The 20,314-nt window shown below is 41.2% G+C and carries 17 protein-coding genes; 11 read left to right on the top strand and 6 right to left on the bottom strand.

Going from position 1 to position 20,314, the window contains the following annotated elements:
* Positions 1-7 precede the first annotated feature (7 nt).
* Positions 8-682: a hypothetical protein gene (locus EPB74_RS03650; protein ID WP_274902828.1), complete on the bottom strand. Its 675-nt coding sequence runs from the start codon at positions 680-682 to the stop codon at positions 8-10.
* Positions 683-1,093: 411 nt separating this feature from the next.
* Between EPB74_RS03650 and aroE the strand changes: the two genes are divergently transcribed.
* On the top strand, positions 1,094-1,960 hold the full coding sequence (aroE, locus tag EPB74_RS03645) for a shikimate dehydrogenase (protein ID WP_274902827.1): 867 nt from the start codon (positions 1,094-1,096) through the stop codon (positions 1,958-1,960).
* Between the two features lie 211 nt (positions 1,961-2,171).
* Here aroE and EPB74_RS03640 read toward each other — a convergent pair whose 3' ends face one another.
* Positions 2,172-3,311 carry an FUSC family protein gene (locus EPB74_RS03640; RefSeq protein WP_274902826.1) on the bottom strand — a complete coding sequence of 380 codons (1,140 nt, stop codon included), beginning with the start codon at positions 3,309-3,311 and terminating at the stop codon, positions 2,172-2,174.
* 409 nt (positions 3,312-3,720) lie between these two features.
* On the opposite strand from EPB74_RS03640, the gene EPB74_RS03635 reads away from it, so the two are divergent.
* Complete coding sequence (locus EPB74_RS03635) at positions 3,721-5,541, top strand: acyl-CoA dehydrogenase C-terminal domain-containing protein (RefSeq protein WP_274902825.1); 1,821 nt, start codon at positions 3,721-3,723, stop codon at positions 5,539-5,541.
* Between the two features lie 152 nt (positions 5,542-5,693).
* The gene (locus tag EPB74_RS03630) at positions 5,694-6,185 is read left to right on the top strand and encodes a hypothetical protein (RefSeq protein ID WP_274902824.1); all 492 of its coding nucleotides are present in this window, start codon (positions 5,694-5,696) and stop codon (positions 6,183-6,185) included.
* Positions 6,186-6,207: 22 nt separating this feature from the next.
* Here the strand turns inward: EPB74_RS03630 and EPB74_RS03625 are convergent, their stop codons facing one another.
* Both EPB74_RS03625 and ybaK read right to left on the bottom strand, forming a co-directional pair.
* Positions 6,208-6,582, bottom strand: coding sequence for a 5-carboxymethyl-2-hydroxymuconate Delta-isomerase (locus EPB74_RS03625; protein ID WP_274902823.1), 375 nt, complete (start codon positions 6,580-6,582; stop codon positions 6,208-6,210).
* Between the two features lie 98 nt (positions 6,583-6,680).
* A complete protein-coding gene (ybaK, locus tag EPB74_RS03620; RefSeq protein WP_274902821.1) occupies positions 6,681-7,169 on the bottom strand; it encodes a Cys-tRNA(Pro) deacylase in 489 nt (162 codons plus the stop codon).
* A gap of 417 nt (positions 7,170-7,586) precedes the next feature.
* Here ybaK and plsB point away from each other — a divergent pair, with 417 nt between their 5' ends.
* Positions 7,587-10,397 carry a glycerol-3-phosphate 1-O-acyltransferase PlsB gene (gene plsB, locus EPB74_RS03615; RefSeq protein ID WP_274902820.1) on the top strand — a complete coding sequence of 937 codons (2,811 nt, stop codon included), beginning with the start codon at positions 7,587-7,589 and terminating at the stop codon, positions 10,395-10,397.
* Positions 10,398-10,549: 152 nt separating this feature from the next.
* On the opposite strand, the gene ettA is transcribed toward plsB, so the two are convergent.
* Positions 10,550-12,211, bottom strand: coding sequence for an energy-dependent translational throttle protein EttA (gene ettA, locus EPB74_RS03610; protein WP_079690639.1), 1,662 nt, complete (start codon positions 12,209-12,211; stop codon positions 10,550-10,552).
* A 373-nt stretch (positions 12,212-12,584) separates the two neighbouring features.
* Between ettA and EPB74_RS03605 the strand changes: the two genes are divergently transcribed.
* The 4 genes from EPB74_RS03605 to EPB74_RS03590 all read left to right on the top strand — a co-directional run bounded on the left by EPB74_RS03605 (position 12,585) and on the right by EPB74_RS03590 (position 16,554).
* Positions 12,585-13,922 carry a flavin reductase family protein gene (locus EPB74_RS03605; RefSeq protein WP_274902819.1) on the top strand — a complete coding sequence of 446 codons (1,338 nt, stop codon included), beginning with the start codon at positions 12,585-12,587 and terminating at the stop codon, positions 13,920-13,922.
* A 135-nt stretch (positions 13,923-14,057) separates the two neighbouring features.
* On the top strand, positions 14,058-15,425 hold the full coding sequence (locus tag EPB74_RS03600) for a fatty acid desaturase family protein (RefSeq protein ID WP_274902818.1): 1,368 nt from the start codon (positions 14,058-14,060) through the stop codon (positions 15,423-15,425).
* A gap of 243 nt (positions 15,426-15,668) precedes the next feature.
* Positions 15,669-15,962: a GNAT family N-acetyltransferase gene (locus EPB74_RS03595; protein ID WP_274902816.1), complete on the top strand. Its 294-nt coding sequence runs from the start codon at positions 15,669-15,671 to the stop codon at positions 15,960-15,962.
* A gap of 298 nt (positions 15,963-16,260) precedes the next feature.
* Entirely contained in the window at positions 16,261-16,554 is a 294-nt protein-coding gene (locus tag EPB74_RS03590; RefSeq protein WP_079690635.1) for a 4a-hydroxytetrahydrobiopterin dehydratase, read from the top strand.
* Between the two features lie 186 nt (positions 16,555-16,740).
* On the opposite strand, the gene EPB74_RS03585 is transcribed toward EPB74_RS03590, so the two are convergent.
* Positions 16,741-16,896: a DUF1328 domain-containing protein gene (locus EPB74_RS03585; protein WP_079690634.1), complete on the bottom strand. Its 156-nt coding sequence runs from the start codon at positions 16,894-16,896 to the stop codon at positions 16,741-16,743.
* Positions 16,897-17,436: 540 nt separating this feature from the next.
* Between EPB74_RS03585 and EPB74_RS03580 the strand changes: the two genes are divergently transcribed.
* The 3 genes from EPB74_RS03580 (at position 17,437) to EPB74_RS03570 (ending at position 20,223) form a co-directional block, all read left to right on the top strand.
* Positions 17,437-18,732, top strand: a complete 1,296-nt coding sequence (locus EPB74_RS03580; protein ID WP_274902813.1) for a saccharopine dehydrogenase family protein — start codon at positions 17,437-17,439, stop codon at positions 18,730-18,732.
* A gap of 212 nt (positions 18,733-18,944) precedes the next feature.
* Entirely contained in the window at positions 18,945-19,409 is a 465-nt protein-coding gene (locus EPB74_RS03575; RefSeq protein WP_274902811.1) for a hypothetical protein, read from the top strand.
* A gap of 367 nt (positions 19,410-19,776) precedes the next feature.
* Positions 19,777-20,223, top strand: a complete 447-nt coding sequence (locus tag EPB74_RS03570; protein WP_274902810.1) for a hypothetical protein — start codon at positions 19,777-19,779, stop codon at positions 20,221-20,223.
* Positions 20,224-20,314: the final 91 nt, after the last annotated feature.

Genomic DNA, 20,314 nt, shown 5'->3' with positions numbered 1-20,314 from the left:
GCATGGTTTATTTATTATCTGTTTGAACAGCGGATTTATTGATGATTAGCATACAGCTATAAAACTCACATTTTGCCAACTCTACTTTTTGACCGCCAACCACTTTGTTTTTGATGATTTGGCCGTTAAGCATATCAGCAACCAGCTTGCCGCCTTCATCACCCATCAGTTGACGTGCAAGCGTATAGGATTTTTTGGCATGGTTTTGGCTCAGCTCTTTTTCTTTATCAGAGTCAGTAGGATTGGCAAAGTACCAGCCAAGCTCAAGATATTTTTCAGAATCAATAAGATCTAAATAAGGCGCGTCGGTATTCATAAAACGGTATTTGGCAGCTGGATTACTGGCATAGTCTAAGCTATTTTCGTCAGTGCTGACCACCTTACCAAAGGTTGATTTTATACTATCCAACTGGTCGACATTGAGCGCTTGTACTTTTTGAGTGCCCCACGACGCGACATCATATTTAATCGGTGTACCTTCTTGGGGGGTGGCACCATCTAAATCGGCATTCGTCGCAGCGCTTTCTTGTTTAGGTGTATCAGCGACATTCTGCTTGCTGGCATCAGTACTCACTTCTTGAGCTGTTGCATCACTATCCTTGGTGCTATCACAGGCGCTCAAAGACACGCCAACTGCCATTATCGTACTGACCATAAAGGTCTGTAAGGTCTTATTCCACATGGGCAATTTACTCACACTTTTAGATGGTTCTGAAAATGGTATTAACGAGCAGGCAGAGATGCCGCTGATAATGAACAATGTCTTTTGTTAAAATAATTTTTATAACTAAGCTTTTATAACCCAGCTTTATATATTTAAGCAATCATTCGAGCATGCTGGCACTTTTTTCATGCTCTCTAGTTTACCCAACTGCTTAACACTTGACTACCCTTTACGTTACCGATAACACTCGCAGAGAGTACAGATTTGTTAAAAACCCATTTTGTCAAAAACACCTATTTAATGAAAGGCTTACTAGTCAAGCGCTAGGTTTGTCAAACACAGCGTTATCCCTTATGATGATTGAATTAGCACTGTTTCTTATCAACGCTTTTATTTTTCCTTTTACCCTTTGCAGCCAGCGGACTATTTATGACCCAGCATTTTATCGTTATTGGTAATCCGATTGCCCACAGTAAATCCCCTGAAATTCATACGCTATTTGCAGCGCAGGTAGGCATAGATATTAGCTATCAGCGACAGTATTGCCCCGATGATGCTGCCAGTTTTATTGCGGTAATCGAGGCATTTTTTCATGGCGGCGGCGTGGGTGCCAATGTGACCGTACCGTTTAAACAAATCGCTTATGATTGCTGCGTGGCGCGTGGCGGCCTATCTGAGCATGCCAAAGTCGCAGGTGCGGTCAATACACTCCTGTTAAATAAAGAGCGGCTGAAAAATGGCGCAACGATAGCAGAAGCAGTCTATGGCGACAATACCGATGGTCAAGGCTTGGTCAATCATATCAGCCGCTTAGGCTGGCCACTTAATGGCGCACGCGTGGCACTCATTGGCGCAGGCGGTGCAGCACGTGGCGTGATATTGCCACTGATTGAAGCCGGTATCAGTCAGCTAACCATCGCAAATCGTACATTGAACAAGGCTGAAGTATTAGTTGCTGAGCTTAGCGCCGCAAGCGAAACGATAAATCAATACACCATCCGTACCTGTACGACGGCTGATTTAAGCGGAGGGTTTGATATCATTATCAATGCCACATCCATCGGACTTTCAGGTGAAACCTTACCATTAGCCGACAAGCTAAACTGCCAATACGCTTACGATATGATGTATGGACGTGAGCTGCCATTTTTGCAGCATTTTGCGGCACGTGACGCCCAGATATCTGACGGTTATGGCATGCTTATCGGGCAAGCGGCGTTAAGTTTTGAGCGGTGGACAGGACATGCTATTGATGTGACACAAGCAACAGCGACATTAGAAAACTCATCAGCATAAAAAACGTCGTGTGAGTGTAGCCACTATAATATATAGTCGATTCAATTTAAAAAGAATACAGTGCTACTGGGATAAATTTTGCGAAGCCTCTGGAGTGCGAAGCGCACAGCAAGCGAGGAAAATTTATCCCAGCATAACGCTATTTTTAATGTACCTCTTTTATATTCAATTGGCTATAGCCATAACATAGTCAAAATCTAGGTTTTTTATACTAGCCAAAACGCGTGAGCACCAATTTTTCTATACGGCGCAGCGGTACGCGTAAATTCGTTGAATGCATAACGACCCCACCGCCAAGGCCGACCATGCAACCAAGTAAGGTATCGAGCAAGCGCGCGCTTGTCACTTCTTGATAAGCCGCTGACGTAAGCGGCAAACCACTGCCGTATTCCGCGATGAATATCGTCAGCGGCGTGATAAATATGACTGCTAAGCCATAATGACGATCGACTAATGATTCAATGCAAAGCATCATAATCAATATCGAAATAGCCACACCCCATATTGGCAAGCCCCAAGATAGCATCCAACTCGCCAGCCCCACGCCTACCAATGTCCCTAGTAAACGATGTATTTGCTTAATCCACATCGTACGTAAATGGATACCCTGAATGATAAGGAAGCAACTGACTGCCGCCCAATACGGATTAGGCATATTTAGCATCAATGCAATCAGCAGCGCTAAACTCACAAAGCCCGCGACAATAATGCTCTCACTAATGGTATCGGGCTCATAGCTGTAGATTGGTGTAGGCGTAGCAGGACGCGTCGCTAATAAAAACAGCGAATACAGTAGCCCCATGATTAAGGCAAAGCCACTGCCGAGCATCACAAGCCCAGTTGCTGACATGATATTTTCTAGCGGCACTGGTATGAATAACGCAATCGCTCCTGCCATCATTACAAATAGTCCTGCGGGCGGTGGCTGGCGATAATAACGCCCAAAGATAACCACACCAAAGGCTATCAGCATAAATACTGGTAGCCTAAGAATAGGCACTTGCTGCGCTATCAGACCGAATGCAAAGCATAGCGACATGGCAAAGCCCCATACCATTAAAGTCACTAAGCGATAGGGCAATTTGCCGACTAAGGGTAAGTTTAAGATAACCATAGCCCCTAACGATGCCTTGATTCCTGATGACAAAGCATCAAAGTAAGCGCCCACAAATACAGGGAAGCTAATGGCAATAGCGGCGATAATCGGCATATGCCACGGTCTTTTACTGCGATTGACGGTTATTAAATGCTCAAGCTCACCACCAATCAATGACCTTATGTGAGTCAATAATACGGTTAGCCAAGTCACTCGCCTTACCTTGTAATTTGGCTCGCGCTTTGATGCGCTCATAACTAACATCCCTCATTTCGTAGATACATTTAATTTATAGACTACTAAATTACTTTGTTCATTTGGTGATTCGATAGTAAGTGACTGCTCAATCATGAATATCAACAACAAGTTAACTGACATATTTATAACTTAATGTTTTCATTAATTTGAATAATCATGAATTTTAGTTATTAGTTGTATATTTGTCGCTATAGAAGATTTATACTGACATCAATGCCACAACAGCTGTTTTTATCAAGGATGCCTTAACGATTATCAAAATGGATAAGCTGTTCTTAATAAATCTTCCTGACGACCATTGATACCGTCTACTTTCAACCCCAATAATTAAATAACTGTTTATATAAACCGTGGCTTAAATACTGAGCCTAGCGTCTATGATAACGAATAATTAAAGAGAGCGACTATGTTAACTTACAAAGCACCTTTACGTGATATCAAGTTCTTAATTAATGACGTTTTTGACTTCCAGACGCATTATAAAGATTTGGACAATGGCGAAAATGCAGATCCTGAAACCGTTGATATGATTCTTCAGGGTATGGCTGACTTTGCTGAAAATGTACTAGCTCCTTTATATCAGCCAGCTGATGCAGAAGGCTGTCATTTTGAGAATGGTGTTGTCACTACTCCTAAAGGCTTTAAAGAAGCTTACGATCAGTTTGTAGACGGCGGCTGGCAAGGTATTTCGTACCCTGAAAAATTTGGCGGCATGAACTTACCAATGTCAATCAACTTGATTAAAGCTGAACTTATTGGTACGGCTAACTGGCCTTGGGCAATGTATCCTGGTCTATCGACCGGCTGTATCAATACCATCATGCAATATGGTACGGATGAGCAAAAAGAGACTTATCTGCATAAATTGGTCGAAGGTACTTGGGCGGGCACGATGTGTCTGACTGAACCACAATGTGGTACTGACTTGGGTCAAGTTAAGTCAAAAGCGATTCCACAAGATAATGGCAGCTATAAGCTTAGCGGTACTAAGATTTTCATCTCAAGCGGTGAACATGATTTAACCGAAAACATCGTGCACATCGTTTTAGCACGCCTACCAGGTGCACCAGAAGGCACACGCGGTATCTCATTATTTATCGTACCGAAATTCTTACCAAATGCTGAAGGCGAAATTGGCGAGCGCAATGGTGTTACTTGTGGTTCAATTGAGCATAAAATGGGCATCAGCTCATCAGCAACGTGCGTCATAAACTTTGATGATGCTATTGGTTACCTCATTGGTGAGCCGAACAAAGGCCTAAAAGCCATGTTCACCTTTATGAACACCGCCCGTATCGGTACTGGTATCCAAGGTTTGGCACATACTGAATTGTCATTCCAAAACGCCCTACCGTATGCCAAAGATCGTCGCTCAATGCGCACTTTATCAGGTACCAAAGACCCTGAAAAAGTAGCAGATGCGATTATCCATCATGCTGACGTACGCCGTATGTTACTCACGCAAAAAGCCTTTGCTGAAGGCGGTCGCTCAATGATTTATCATTCAGCACGCTATGCGGATAAAATGTCTCAAGGTATCGCTAACGGTGATGACGCAGAGTTTGAGAAATGGGATGATAAGCTTGGCTTCTATACGCCAATCCTTAAAGGCTTCTTAACGGAACTTGGTATTGAAGCGGCTAAGCATGGTCAGCAAGTTTATGGCGGTCATGGTTATATCAAAGAATGGGGCATGGAGCTTATCGCTCGTGATGCTCGTATCGCTACTATGTACGAAGGCACCACCGGTATCCAAGCACTAGATCTATTAGGTCGTAAGGTTATTTTGCAGTCTAAAGGTAAGATTATTCGCGACTATACGTCAAGCATCATGAAATGGTGTGGCGAGTATGCGCTTGATAAAGAGATGCGTAAATTCGTTTGGGCATTGACTAAGCTTTGTGCTGAGTGGAATACATTGACTGTACGCTTGATGCTAATGGCACGTAAAGACCGTGAAATCATCTCAGCGGCGTCAGATGATTTCTTGATGTATTCAGGTTATGTGATGATGGGTTACCACTGGGCTCGTATGGCAGCGGTTGCTTATGACAAGCTTGAAAATGGCGGCACTGAATCTCCAGAGTTCTATAAAGCTAAAATCCAAACGGCAGAATTCTACTTCGATAAGCTATTACCACGTACCTCAGGTCACGCCGAAAGCATGGTTGCACCAAGCAGCAGCATGACAGCGATGGACATCGATAACTTTGCTTTCTTAGACTAAGATTAATTTAAAACTAATCAATAATTTATAAAAATAAAAAGCGCCTATTTATTAGGCGCTTTTTTATGCTTAAATAAAACCTCTATCGTTTTTTAATCGTTTAATGGCACTTATGGCAAACTGATATCAACTATCGCTTTTAGGAGCTCATCATGTTGAACACTAATAAAAAAACATCTTTATCATCACGCTATGTTCGTACGCTACTGCTTAGTGCAGCACTCATTAGCTTTACTATAAATAGCTCCATCGCTGTTGCTAAAAGCAACGATACACCTATTCATTTTGCAAAAGGAGCCATGACTAGCACCATCACTGGTAAATTGAAGCCCAATGAAAATGAGCATTGGTATCGCTTTAATGCGACCAGTTGGCAATATGCCGTGATTAATATTGCACCGCTCGCAGGTAAAGGTACTGGCACATCTGAGACTGCTAACGTGGGCGTGCTACATTTGCCAAATGGAACGCAAGATGGCACCAAAGGCGGTATTATTTATCAAGGCTGCTTGCCAGCAACTGGTGAATATCGTCTACGCGTTGCGCGCAATCTCATGGCGACACAAGGTAAAACTGCCGGTTATACCGTTGAAATCATGATATTACCTAAGCCTGCTAGTGAGTCTTTATGTGAGTATTTATAAGCAATACAAGACACATTATCGTTTATTCATTCAGCATTTTCTTCTGATATACCGTACTAATCTCTTCAACCTCAACACATATCTGCAACGCTACTCGCCCTGATTGCTCTGCGCCCAGCGTTTGCTCTATGGTTGCAACCAGTAAATCAGCGAGTTGATTACGGATGAGTATGTCACGACCCGTCATTATTTTCAGATGCGCATAAACAAAGCCATTAACTTGCTCATCATCTTCAACGCCCACTAAAAACGCTCCAACAGGAACTATACGTGCTTTAATATCCGTTGCTTTACCAAAGTGTCCACTGTCCCATAGTACTTTATTTAATGCTTTTAGAAATGATTCTTCATGAGCAATACTGACATTGGGCGTCACTTGGATGGTTAAATGTGGCATAACACTATCCTTATAAATATGAGTAAAAAATGGCAAAAAAGCGACTATCTAAGGGTAAATTTATTTACTTACTATAAATAACATCATAAATATCAATTTTAATCATCAGTTATAGCAGCAAAGCGAGCCGTAAGCGTTGTCGCTAATTGCATGGGCGGTAGCTCAATCTCCAAACCACGGCGACCACCGCTCACATAGATGGTCAAATGTGCTTGCGCTGAGTCATCTATGATGGTTGCCAATCGCTTTTTTTGTCCCAATGGACTAACACCGCCCAGTACATAACCCGTACTACGCTCGACTTGCTTAGGGTCTGCCATTTGAACTTTTTTGCAAAGCAGTATTTTATTAACAGATAGGGCTTTGGCCATTTTTTTAAAGTTTAACGTTTTATGCACTGGCAAAATAGCAACAGCGAGCACATCTGTGTCAGTCAATACGACCAAGGTTTTAAAAACTTGTGTCACATCAATACCCAGCTTTTCGGCAGCTTCTAAACCAAAAGAGATGGCATTACTGTCGTGAGTATATTCGTGTAATCGATAATCAAGACTACGTTGTTTGGCGAGATTGATAGCTGGAGTCATAATATTTTAACTTAATTAAGTAACGTTAATGAGTAAGCAGAAATACAATATATAGTAAGTTCAAAATAAAATACGGACGATTGTCACAACATTCTGCTGCTATAAACTGTGCTCGCTTGCTGTGCACTTCGCCAGACAGAAGCTTTAAAAAATTCATACCACCAATACTGTATTATTTTTAAAGTGAATTGACTGTATTATTTTTAAAGTGAATTGACTGTATTATATCTTGTGCAAAACTATTATTACGCTAAACACCTTAACTTTCAAATCATTGAGTGCCTTACGCAGCGTGTAACTTACGACATCGTAACCACAGCTTATTAATATTGGTAGTATATACAGACACTATATATCGCTTTGATGGCTTTTATGGCATTATAAGGGCAATATATTTGACTAATTTTGATACCGATTATGATACCGAAGTTCTTAAAAAAACGGATTTTTAAAGCGCCAGTAGCGGCCGATAACGCCTCAGTAACTGCAGAATCAGTAACTCCAGCAACTGATGTCAGCCCCATTGCTACCAAAACGTATTCTAATGCACCACTCAATCAGCTGTATCGTCAGCTGTCCGGGCAGGTACTTGATGTTGCTGTTAAGCCAAAGCTTTTAGGCGAATTACCCGAGTTTGATAATGACGATAAGACCCTAAGATTTTATGTGCTGCAAGATTATTCGCGCTCGAATAGTATTTTGATTGATCTGCAAACACAAGAACACAAGCTACCACCAGCGTTGGTCGGGGTAAATGATAGTGCCCATGGTATTAAAGAAAACGCTGCTATTATATTTTTGCATCATCCACATGCCAAAGACACCCAGCTATCACCGCGCCTATCGCGTCTAGTATCTGCTGTTTTACAGCATCCAGAATTAAAAGTACGCTTGGTGCCGGTCTCCATTCTGTGGGGACGCGCTCCAGAAAAAGAGGACTCACTATTTAAACTGTTGACTACTGATAACTGGGAAGACCCCAGCATTACCAAACAGTTATTTAATATCGGCGTGATGGGACGTGATACCTTTGTACAGTTCCATCCACCACAAGACTTACGCACGCTTATTAATGATAACCTCAAAGGTGATGGTGATGCATCGGCTGTACTTGAATCAGTAGCCGCTAATTTAAATGTAGAAGCTTTAAAAGATATTAATTCGAAAGATACTGATTCAGCAGATAACAACAGTGCTGTTAAGAATATCGATGAAGCGCCAAATTATGCGGTGGTTGCGTCGGCTGACGGCAATCGTGAGCTGGTGCGGTCTTTGCAACAACAGCTCAATATTTATTTAGACAAACAGCGTGCCAGCATGCTCGGTCCTGATTTATCAGACCGACGTAACTTAGTAGATAAGCTGGTTTATTCACCAGCGATCAAACATGCGATAGAAGCAGAAGCTGCCGAGACAGGCACCAGCGAGCGTGAGGCTCGTATTCTTGCAAAAAGCTACGCTAATGAGATGGTCAATGATTACTCGCATTCCATTGTTCGCGGCTTTTATAAGTTTTTAACTTGGCTGTGGACGCAGCTATATGACGGTGTAGAAGTACATCACTTCGAGCGTGTACGGGAGCTTGCGGCAGATTACGAGCTGGTCTATGTACCCTGCCATCGCAGTCATGTTGATTACCTGCTACTGTCTTATGTCATCTACAAGCGTGGTTTGAGCATTCCTTATGTCGCTGCGGGCGATAACTTAGATGTGCCTATTTTGGGACCTTTATTACGCGGCGCAGTTGCCTTTTATATTCGTCGCAGCTTCCGTGGCAATGCGCTTTATACCGCCGTTTTACGTGAATATATGCATACCCTTATCACTCGTAATACACCTATTGAGTACTTTATCGAAGGCGGGCGCTCACGCTCAGGGCGTTTATTGCCACCGAAAATGGGTATGCTGGCAATGACGGTACACAGCCAATTGCGTCAAAGCAATAAGCCGGTGGTCTTTATTCCAACCTATATCGGTTATGAGCGCATTATGGAAGGCGGTACCTATATTGGTGAGCTAAAAGGTAAGCCAAAAGAGTCTGAATCTTTGATTGGTCTGCTGAAAGTCGGTCGGAAGATTGAGCGTATCTTTGGCAATGTACACCTAAGCTTTGGTACGCCGCTGCATCTGACCGACTTTATGACCAAATTTGACGTGCCAGAAAACAGCTTACCTGCTGATCGTACCGATACGCCGCTCGATAGTAAAGCCAGTGCTATGGTTGATAATATCGGCATCAAAGTCATGCAACATATCAATAAAGCTGCTGTAGTCACTCCGGTATCGCTGCTGTCATTAGTATTATTATCTGCACCAAAATCGGCGCTCGATGAAGACATTTGCCGCGAGCAAATTGCCCTTTATCAAGGTCTTGCTCAACAGCTGCCGTATTCAAGTGATACCGTTGTCACCGACATGTCGCCACAGCAAATCATTGATTACGGGATTAAGCTGAAGCTTATTGAGCGTATTCCTCATATCTTGGGTGATATCATTCAGATTGCAGGCAAGCAAGCAGCATTACTCAGCTATTTCCGTAATAACATTTTGCATGTGTTTATTCTCTTGTCGTTCTTATCGGCATTGGTGGCGCGTAACGGTCGTATCGAGCGTAGTCGTTTGGATAATATTGCCAAACAGCTTTATCCATTTTTACAAAGCGAGCTATTCTTATATTATCCTGCGCACGGCTTGGCGGATACCCTTAACAAAAAAATCGATATTCTCATCGCCCATGGACTGATTATAGAATTGGGTGATGGTATGCTGAGTGTTCCTGAAGCCAATAGTAGATGCTACCAGCAGCTGCAAGTGCTTGCCACGCCTGTTGAACAAAGCCTTGAGCGCTACTTTATGACCTTGGCTCTACTGGCCCAGCAAGGCTCAGGCAATTTGACTGAAAACGAAGTCGTTGATTTATGTCATTTACTTGGTCAGCGTTTATCAGTGCTCTATGCCGATGATATTCCTGACTTCTTTGATCGTGCGCTATTTACCAGTTTCCTCGGTGCCTTGACTCGTCTAGATTATCTACAAAAAGAGGAAGAGACTGGTCTATTAACCTTTGATCAGCGCATCGATGATATTGCGCATCATGCTAAATATGTTCTCAGCCCTGATATGATGCAAATTTTGCAGCAAGTTGCCAACCTCAATGAGGAAGAGATTGCCCATGCAATCACTGAGATTAGTAATAAAAAGCAGCGTAAATTTGGCCGTAAGCGTTAATGAGTAGACTTAAATAGCCAGCTCGTATAACAAGCATAAAAAAAGACCTCTAACTGCTTAGAGGTCTTTTTTTGTTACTTCGAATATGAAATCTCTAAGTAACTATCTGTTAAGTAATTGTCTTTTAAGTAACTATCTTCTAAACAACAGCTCTAGGTCGAAATCTTCTTATACTTCATACGCTTAGGATTGGCATCATCACCCATGGTCTTTTTACGATAGGTTTCAAACTCAGAGTAATTACCATCGAACCAAACAGGGCCTTCATCTTCGAACGCCAAGATATGAGTCGCGATACGGTCAAGGAACCAGCGATCATGCGATACCACCATTACCGTACCAGGGAAGACCTGAATCGCATCTTCTAGCGCACGTAAAGTCTCGATGTCCAAATCGTTTGATGGTTCATCAAGTAGTAAGACGTTGGCACCCTGCTTTAGCGTTTTCGCTAGTTGCAAGCGATTACGCTCACCACCAGATAATTGACCGACATGCTTCTGCTGGTCTGAGCCTTTAAAGTTAAAGCGACCAATATAGGCACGGCTTGGGGTGGTATAGTCACCAACCGTAATGATATCAAGACCGTCAGAAATTTCTTCCCAAACCGTTTTAGTATCATCTAAGTTGTCACGTACCTGACCAACATAAGCAACTTTGACGCTTTCGCCCAAATCGACTGAGCCCGTATCTGGCGTATCACGTTCAGTAATCATATTAAATAGCGTGGTTTTACCCGCACCATTTGGACCGATAATACCAACGATAGCACCAGCTGGGACGTTAAAGCTTAGGTTTTCATACAGTAAACGATCACCAAATGATTTGGAGATATCGTTGACTTCAATGACTTTATTACCCAAACGTGGACCAGGTGGAATATAAATCTCAGAGGTCTCATTACGTTTCTGGAATTCTTGCGAGTTCAATTCTTCAAAACGTTGTACACGAGATTTAGATTTAGCCTGTTGGCCTTTTTGATTTTTACGAATCCAATCAAGCTCTTTTTTCAGCGCTTTAGCAAACGATTCTTCTTGCTTATTCTGCTGCTCTAAACGCGTGTTCTTTTGCTCGAGCCACTGAGTATAGTTGCCTTCGTACGGATAGCCATGACCACGGTCAAGCTCCAAAATCCACTGGGCGACGTTATCCAAGAAATAACGGTCATGGGTAATAGCAACGATCGTACCACTATAATTCTGCAAGAACTGCTCTAACCATGCCACGGACTCAGCGTCCAAATGGTTGGTTGGTTCGTCAAGTAATAGCATATCAGGGCGTGACAATAGCAAACGGCATAGCGCCACACGGCGTTTTTCACCACCTGATAGTTTGCTAACATCAGCATCCCATGGTGGCAGACGTAAGGCATCAGCGGCTTTTTCAAGCTGGGTATTTAAGTTATGAGCATCCCATGCTTGAATGATGTCTTCCATCTTGCCCTGCTCTTCAGCAAGCTTATCAAAGTCAGCATCAGGCTCAGCATATTCAGCATAAATAGCATCAAGGCGCGATAATGCATCTAACGCTTCACGCATCCCGTCTTCAACGTTACCGCGTACGTCTTTACTGTTATCAAGCTGCGGTTCCTGCGGCAGATAGCCAATTTTGGTACCTGTTTGCGCACGAGCTTCACCACTGAATTCAGTATCCACACCCGCCATGATGCGTAGCAAGGTTGATTTACCTGAACCATTGATACCCAAGACACCAATTTTGGCACCGGGGAAAAAAGATAAGTTAATATTTTTTAAAATTTCACGCTTAGGTGGAACAAGTTTTGACACGTTGTTCATCGTGTAAATATATTGAGCCATTAACACTCCGATAGACTGCATAAAAGAGGCAAACAAGCAGACTTAGCAATACTGCTAAGCGCGCTGAACCTCAAAATCAGGGGTATTCATTGACTGTCATTATCGCATTGTGATGAAGCCCCTGCAAGCTAACTGGCTGTTTTACCGCTTGTTTCATGCCTTTTAATACAAAGCTGCGAGCATTTTACATAAAAGCTTGTATTAAACTTATCATTCAGCTTACTGGCGTATCTTTGTGATTCATTGCTGTTTTACAAAAGCCACAAAAAACAGTATCAAATCTTTCGCAAAATTAATCAATAGTAGTTACTATATTAGTTAATCTTAATAAAAATAGTTTTATAAAAAAACGTCTTTATAAAAAGGGTACTCCATGACGACTGGCTATCGACCTGAACTTATCCACCGTGCGTTTGTTGATTTTATCAGTACGCGCCTGCACCCATTTTGGTCCTTAAACGTGCCCAAGTTGCGGCTTATAGCACGCCGTATACTTAGTGATGAATTGATAGCGCTACAATTTGAGCCTAACTGTGCCTTTAAACAGCAGGCTTTTAGTTCAAGTCATCGCTCAGGTCATAGTTCGCATGAAGGCTGGCATGGCGGACAGCATATTAATTTAAGCGTACTTATTGATGGTGTCTATCATCAACGTAGCTATTCATTGGTTGGTCTACCGCAGCAGCCATTATGGTGGCATGAGGACAGCGAGCAAAAACCTCATAAAAATAATAATAATTTAAATAATAGCTTCGATAAAAAGTCGCCAGCGCAAATTGGTACTTCTACTGTGACTATCGCTATTAAACCTCAAGGTCGGGTTTCAGAGTACTTAACCAATCACGCAGTACTTGGTACTGTATTTGATAGTAGTTTACCCAGTGGTGAATTTACTCTTGCTCAGGCAAGATTAGGGCAGCAGACAAGCGAAAAGCGATCGCCTATCTCTGTACAAACCTCACTATTATTTATAGCAGGCGGTAGTGGCATTACTCCGATGCTAGGCTTGGTGACACAGGCACTAAAATATGGGCATAAAGTGACATTGTTACATTATAGTCGGATGTCACTAGGAGAAAATATTTTACAAAAACAATGGCAGCAGTTAGCCACTATCTATCCAAATTTTACTTATTATCTTATTAATACCGAAGACCCCAGCACTTACCTAGCAGGCAGTCGTCATTTAAGTGCGGCAAGCCTTCTTGCATTAAGCCCGTCATTAAGCTCATCATTAAAAGCGACATTAAACACGCCATCAAATGTGTCATTAGACTCCACATTGTCAGATATACAGATATTTGCCTGTGGTTCGCCAGCGTTATTGGCAGGGCTTTACCGCGCTTGCGATGACATTCATTTGCCACTCGGCAAGCAGCTGCGTGACAACATTATGACAGAAAGCTTTAGCCATACCTTATTGGACATAGATGAAGCAGACGAAAAAGCAGTTACTAGCGAAGCAAAAACCATTTTTTTACGTGGACGACAACGACAATTCAATAGCAACACGACATTATTAATGGGCGCTGAGAACGCTGGTATCTGCCTGAACCACGGCTGTAGACAAGGTATCTGTCAGTTATGCCGCTGCAATAAAATTAGCGGTAGGGTCAAAAACATTCAAACAGGCAAGATAAGTAATGATGGCTATGAGTCTATCCAAACCTGCATTAATGTGCCAATGACCGATGTCGTATTGGATATTTAGCAGAATTCTCAAAAATAAATAGCCATTTATGAAACAGAGAATATTCATTCTTATGGTGTATTAAAACTTACACCAATGATTAAATCGAACCTTGCAATGGTGATTTATTGATGCACTTTCGGATAAGGATTATCTATGCGCTTGTTACCCCCTATATTTAAAGCTCAATCTGCGGTGTCTACTTTAACTGCGTTAACCGATGCACAATTCAAGACCACGCGATACCCGACGTTAACGGCTACACCGTTACCAAAAGCGCAGACCGAAGCCCTCGCTGATGAATTAAATGCACTGTATCAAAGCGTGATGGACTCACTAGGTAACGATGATGCGCGCTATATCCAGCGTGTTTATGCGACGGTGGTATATAGCGAGGTCATTTCACGTGCACTACTGGCAGTAGCGGAAAAATCATCATCAAAACGTAGCAAACTTGGCGTTTGGTTACTGGGCACATCTTTGCTGAGCTTTAGTAAAATCTTAAACAATATGGAGCTTGGTCATAATGTCATGCATGGTCAATATGACTGGATACAGCATCCACATCTTAATAGGCAAAAATTTGCTTGGGATATCGTTTGTCCTGCGCCCTTGTGGCAGCATTCGCATAATTATTTGCACCATACTTTTACCAGTATCGTCGGCCGCGACCATGACGTCGGCTATCACTTGATTCGAGTTACTGATGAACAGCCTTGGACACCAAGCGATCGCTATAATCCACTTAAAACGTTGATACTGGCACTAGGGTTTGAATGGGCAGTCGCTTTTCATGATATTCAAATCAGTGTTGAAGAGTACGCCGATTCGGCGCAGCTGACGGACATAATGCAACCAAAAGCTCGCGCCCTATTTGGCAAAATCGCCCGACAAGTAGGTAAAGATTACATTGCTTTTCCTGCAGTGGCAGGTGTATCACTAGATTTTGGTAGTGCACTGACGACTCTAAGCGGTAATATTACTGCCAATATCGCTCGCAATCTATGGACATGGGCAGTGATATTTTGTGGTCACTTTACCGAGCAGGCGCATATGTATACCCATCTTGATGCCAATGAGAGCAAAGGTGATTGGTACGTGCGTCAAATCCTCGGTTCCAGCAATATTCAGGGTCATAAATGGTTTCACCTTCTAACAGGTAATTTATCGCATCAGATTGAGCACCATATCTTTCCTGATATGCCTGCTAGGCACTATGCGAAGATTGCACCAGCTGTACAAGCCATCTGCCGTAAGTACAATTTAGCCTATAATACTGGGCACTTTAGAACGCAGTTTATGCAAGTACTCGGACGTATTCACCATTTTAGTAAACCAAGTGCCGAAGAATGGCACACTTACACACAATCGATATCAAATAATAACAGCAATAACCATTCTACCGCTAATAGCGCGACTGGTACAGCACCTGCTCCTCACACAACCATATCGGATAAACAAGTTAAACGCGGTTTTAGGAAGTTTCTTCCTCAGGTCGTACGCCAAGCTATATTTTATGGCTAATGTTTTGTACGTGATGCGATGTTGTGAACAGCGACAGTAGATTCTTTAAGCTTGAATAGAATCTGTAAAACAAAAGCCTGCTAAAATAAGCTAGTGAAAGATATTAACATTTGCCCTATCTACTCTTACGGTAAATGACTGGATACTCAAATTAAAAAGGCTCACAATAAACAAAGTAGGGTAATTTAGTAAGATAGCTTAGTATGTACAAATAACTATAAAATCCAATGACGGAGAGTTTTTATGAGTAAAGAAAACGCTAAACAAGATATGAACATTGCCCACGATGCACAAGCAAAACGTTTTGAGACATCAATCGATGGTCATACTGGTTATATCAGCTATCAAGAGCGTAATGATAAATTAGTATACGATCACACCATCGTTCCTCAGGAGCTAGGTGGTCGCGGTGTCGGTTCAGCCTTGGTTAAATATGCTCTGAACTATGCTCGTGAGAATGATAAAAAGGTGGTGCCGCAATGCTCGTTTGTGGCCTCTTATATTGATAAACATCCTGAATATCAAGATTTACTATAAGCTAAGCTTACAAACTGAGTTTTATGACAAGAATTATGATATAAAAGTGAAAGCTATTCATCATTATATTATCGATATATTCTAAGCATTAACGCACCACTACCCTCCTATTTATCTAATTTTCTTTATTGTATATTTGCAACCAAATATATAATTAGAGGTTAGAAATAGGTGGGTTTTTTGTCCTATACTGCTTATAGGATTAATAGTAATCGTGTTGCTTATCTTATCGTTAATATCGACTTTTCTATCATCAATCACCATAAATCCATCCACCATAATAATAAAGGATATCACCATGAGTAGTTTATCTGACAAACAAGTAGATCTACAGCTAGACGAACTGCCCGGCTGGCAACGGGATGGTCATGCTATCGTAAAAACTTACCACTTTAGCGATTTTATCGAAGCCATGAGTTTTATGAATCAAGCAGCTTTTCATGCTGAAGCACTCGAGCATCATCCTGAATGGCGCAATACATACAACGTAGTAGAAGTACGCTTGACTACGGGAGATACGGGCGGCATCACCAGTCATGATATTCGTTTAGCGAAACGTATGGAACATATTGTCCAACCTAAGCGCTTATAAAGACTTATGATCTTTATTGATAAAGTATTACTTAACTGAGCGTGACAAAAGTAGATTAATGACTGGTTATAAACAATTAAAAATTCCATAAATCATACTCATAAAAAAAGTCCTCAAGTTGAGGACTTTTTTACCAGCCAGTTTTCTAACTGGCTAAGTTCTTTATATCACAGGTATACTTTTCTATTACATACGGCGAGTAACAAACGCGACGATGAATAGAATTACTGCTAATGCTAACAAGATATAGGCAAAGTTTGCAGATAGTCCAGCGACACCGCCAAACCCTAAGAAACTTGCTAACAATGCGATTACGGCAAAAATAATAGCCCAACGAAACATAATAATTCTCCTCAAATAATCATTGAAAAACCAGATTTTGGGACTAATACCGTAAATACTAATAAATTAGTTAGTGTTAACTTTACGACAATAGTCTCATCAATCTAATAATTTTACTTTTTGTTTTTAATATTACTTATAACTGCTTACAAATATAGAGTAGCAATGATTTTCATTAGAAAAGGTTGATTTTGGTAATAATGTCGATAGGTTATGTAAACTTTGTAGCAAATCTTACTATTTCTAGGTTTTTACTTGGCTTTTCATTACTTATGTGTAGAGATAGTTAGGGTTTACTAAATATTCAGGGTTTTTATGAGAAGATCTGCTATTGATATAAGCACTTTATCTTACATCAGTTTTTAAAATTTTAGCTCATAAATAGCGTTGGCTTAAGAAAGAAGCATACCTATAAATTAGCATTAAAAGCCAATCGTTTATTAATCTTATTTACTTGTGATAAGGATTTCACAACCGGTACGTCGCAATAAATACATCACACCAAGCATTTAATAAAAATACTTAACAAGGAAAATAACGATGAATACGGATACGTCAAAAAATACCACCCCATCAATTGATGAAAAAGAGAGCAGTAACGAAAAACGACCTTATACGGTGGTTTTATATGGGGCAACAAGTTTTGTTGGACAAATCACTGCCCATTATTTAGCGGAATTTTTATCCAATGCTAAAGATAAAAATAGCGCTGTCACTTGGGCGATAGCCGGTCGTGATGAGGAAAAACTGAATGAGTTGCAGTCTAAACTGGCAAGCAAAGTAGACATTATCATTGCTAATAGTGACGATACCACAAGCCTTGATGAGATGACCAAGCAAACGCAAGTCATTATTTCAACTGTCGGCCCTTACCTCAAATATGGTGAGCCTCTTATTAAGTCTTGTACGGATAATGGTACAGATTATGTCGACCTTACTGGCGAAGCAATATTTATTAAAGATATGATGGATAAGTATCAAGACGCAGCAAAACAAAGTGGCGCTCGTATCGTAAACTCATGTGGTTTCGATTCTATTCCGTCAGACTTAGGCGTCTACTTCACTCAAAAGCAAGCAGAAGAGAAGTTTGGCGAAACTTGCGATGTCATCCGTATGCGCGTAAAAGCAGCGAAAGGTGGTCTATCAGGCGGTACAATTGCGTCGATGGCAACTATCTTTGAAGAAGTCGGACAAGATAAATCTCGCCGCAAGCAAGTGGCAAACCCTTATTTGCTTAATGACGATAAAGATGCACCAAACGTGCGTCAAGATAATGTCAGCAAACCAGAATACGATAGCGAGCATAAGCGCTGGCTTGCGCCGTTTGTGATGGCAAGCATCAATACTCGTATCGTTCATCGCAGTAATCAACTGCTTGGCTATGAATATGGTCGCGACTTTAAGTATGATGAAGCGATGTGGATGAAAGATGGCGTTAAAGGTAAATTATCGAGCTACGCGATGAGTGTAGGCTTGTTAGGATTTGCTACGGCGATGATGATTAAGCCAAGCCGAGAGTTGTTATCTAAGCACGTTTTACCTAAATCAGGCTCGGGTCCATCTAAAGAAGAGCAAGAAAACGGCTATTTCGACATTCGCCTCTTTGGACAAACTGCTAAAAAAGATACCATCAATACCAAAGTAACCGGTGACAAAGATCCTGGTTATGGCAGTACTTCACGTATGCTATCACAAGCAGCATTATGCTTAGCGCAAGATATCAGTAAAAAGGAAGTCGGTGGTGGGTTTTGGACGCCAGCCTCTGCGATGGGAGATAAGCTGCTAACACGTCTAGAGGAACATGCTGGTCTTAGTTTCGAAGTTGTGGATAGCTAACATTAATAAATTATAGAGCAATTTGTTCTTAGTATTTTAACAACCGTATCTTGGCAACAAGCTGCGGTTTTTTAATGCCTAATGGCGATCAAAGATGGCTAGGCTAAATTTTATGCTTCTTATACCCATCAAAACATCTATCAATATACCCATCAAAAATCAAAGCTGCAAACTGGCGAAGTAACTGTCAAAAAATGCATTTATCTGAGGTTATGATTCCTCAAACCGTTATTGATAGTAATAACTTAACGGCTAGTGATTATTCAGCAGGTGCTTGTGATTTAAGCGTTGAACAATCAAACGGTCGCTACGGTGTTTCGGGTGCATTGATTGGCAAGTATGTTCCTATTGCAGCTGATATGCCCGTCAACGTCTACATGGACAAGACTGGCAATCCGGTACGCTTGAGCATGCAACAATATGACAATCACTTTGGTGCTAAATTTTCAGCATCTATTATGAGCGACGTGAAAGAAGCTGAAGCGCTAGACGCACAAGTCGCTATCGCTGGAGCGCGCAGCTTAGAGCCGGTAGTAGTCGAAACCACAGACGTTATTCGTCCTGCTAAATACCGTGTTAAAGAAGTTATGATTCCACCAGAAGATCAAATAAAATATATCAATACTGCCGACGGCACAATTATCGCTATCGAAAAAGGCAATGATTTAATACAGTAAAAGCTCTGTTCTATATTCTTATCCGACAAGAATAATACAGTAGTTGCACAAAATCACCTACTAGCATCAGTTCGTTAGATTTTTAATCTATGCACTACATAATTAGTAGCTACTTAGTTGGTATCCTTCTGTTTAGAGTTTATAACTGATTTAGATTGGCTTATAACACTCTTTACCCAAATCGATCATGATAGTCGCTTAACGGTTATCATGATTTTATTTTGCCTATAAATTACATGTTAGATATAGTAAATATATATATTCAAAATTCTAAATTAATTTGTGATATATAAAAAACACCAAATAACAGTCAAGTTTAGAACGCTTTAAACTGACATTATAAGACTATAAATTAAGGAATTAATTCATGAAAAACCGTACTCTATCTTTGCTTATTGGCGCTGCACTTACTATCCCCAGTTTGGCAATGGCTGCTCCTGCTAATAGTGCACCAGTAGATATGCAAGATGCTGCTACTGCAACCACTCTTGAAACTGAAGCTCAAAATGCCGATGGTGAACTAAGTGCAAACCAAAATAATCCGTTTAAAATTAGTGAAACTCAAACTATTTCAAGAGCAAGTGCTAATAAAAGTGCTAGCCAACAACAGATGGCTACTGAACTTCAAGCACAACCAAAAGCCATGCTATTAGAACAACAGCCAAAAGCCATGCTATTAGAACAACAACCAAAAGCCATGCTATTAGAACAACAACCAGTACAAAATTCACAAGAAGCCATGTTGTTAGAGCAAGAAGCTTTGCTAGACTCAGAAGAAGATTCATCACAGGTCGAAGATACAGCAGCTCTATAGATGATGAGGCTAACAAAATTATTAGCTTTAATCATTTGAAATAAAGAAGTTAAGTACGTTACCGTATTTCTAGTACACCAACTTTCAAATA

Source organism: Psychrobacter sp. DAB_AL62B (assembly GCF_028895345.1).
Taxonomy (GTDB): Bacteria; Pseudomonadota; Gammaproteobacteria; order Pseudomonadales; family Moraxellaceae; genus Psychrobacter.
Note: the sequence above shows the minus strand (reverse complement) of the source record. Positions and strands in the feature narration are given on the sequence as shown.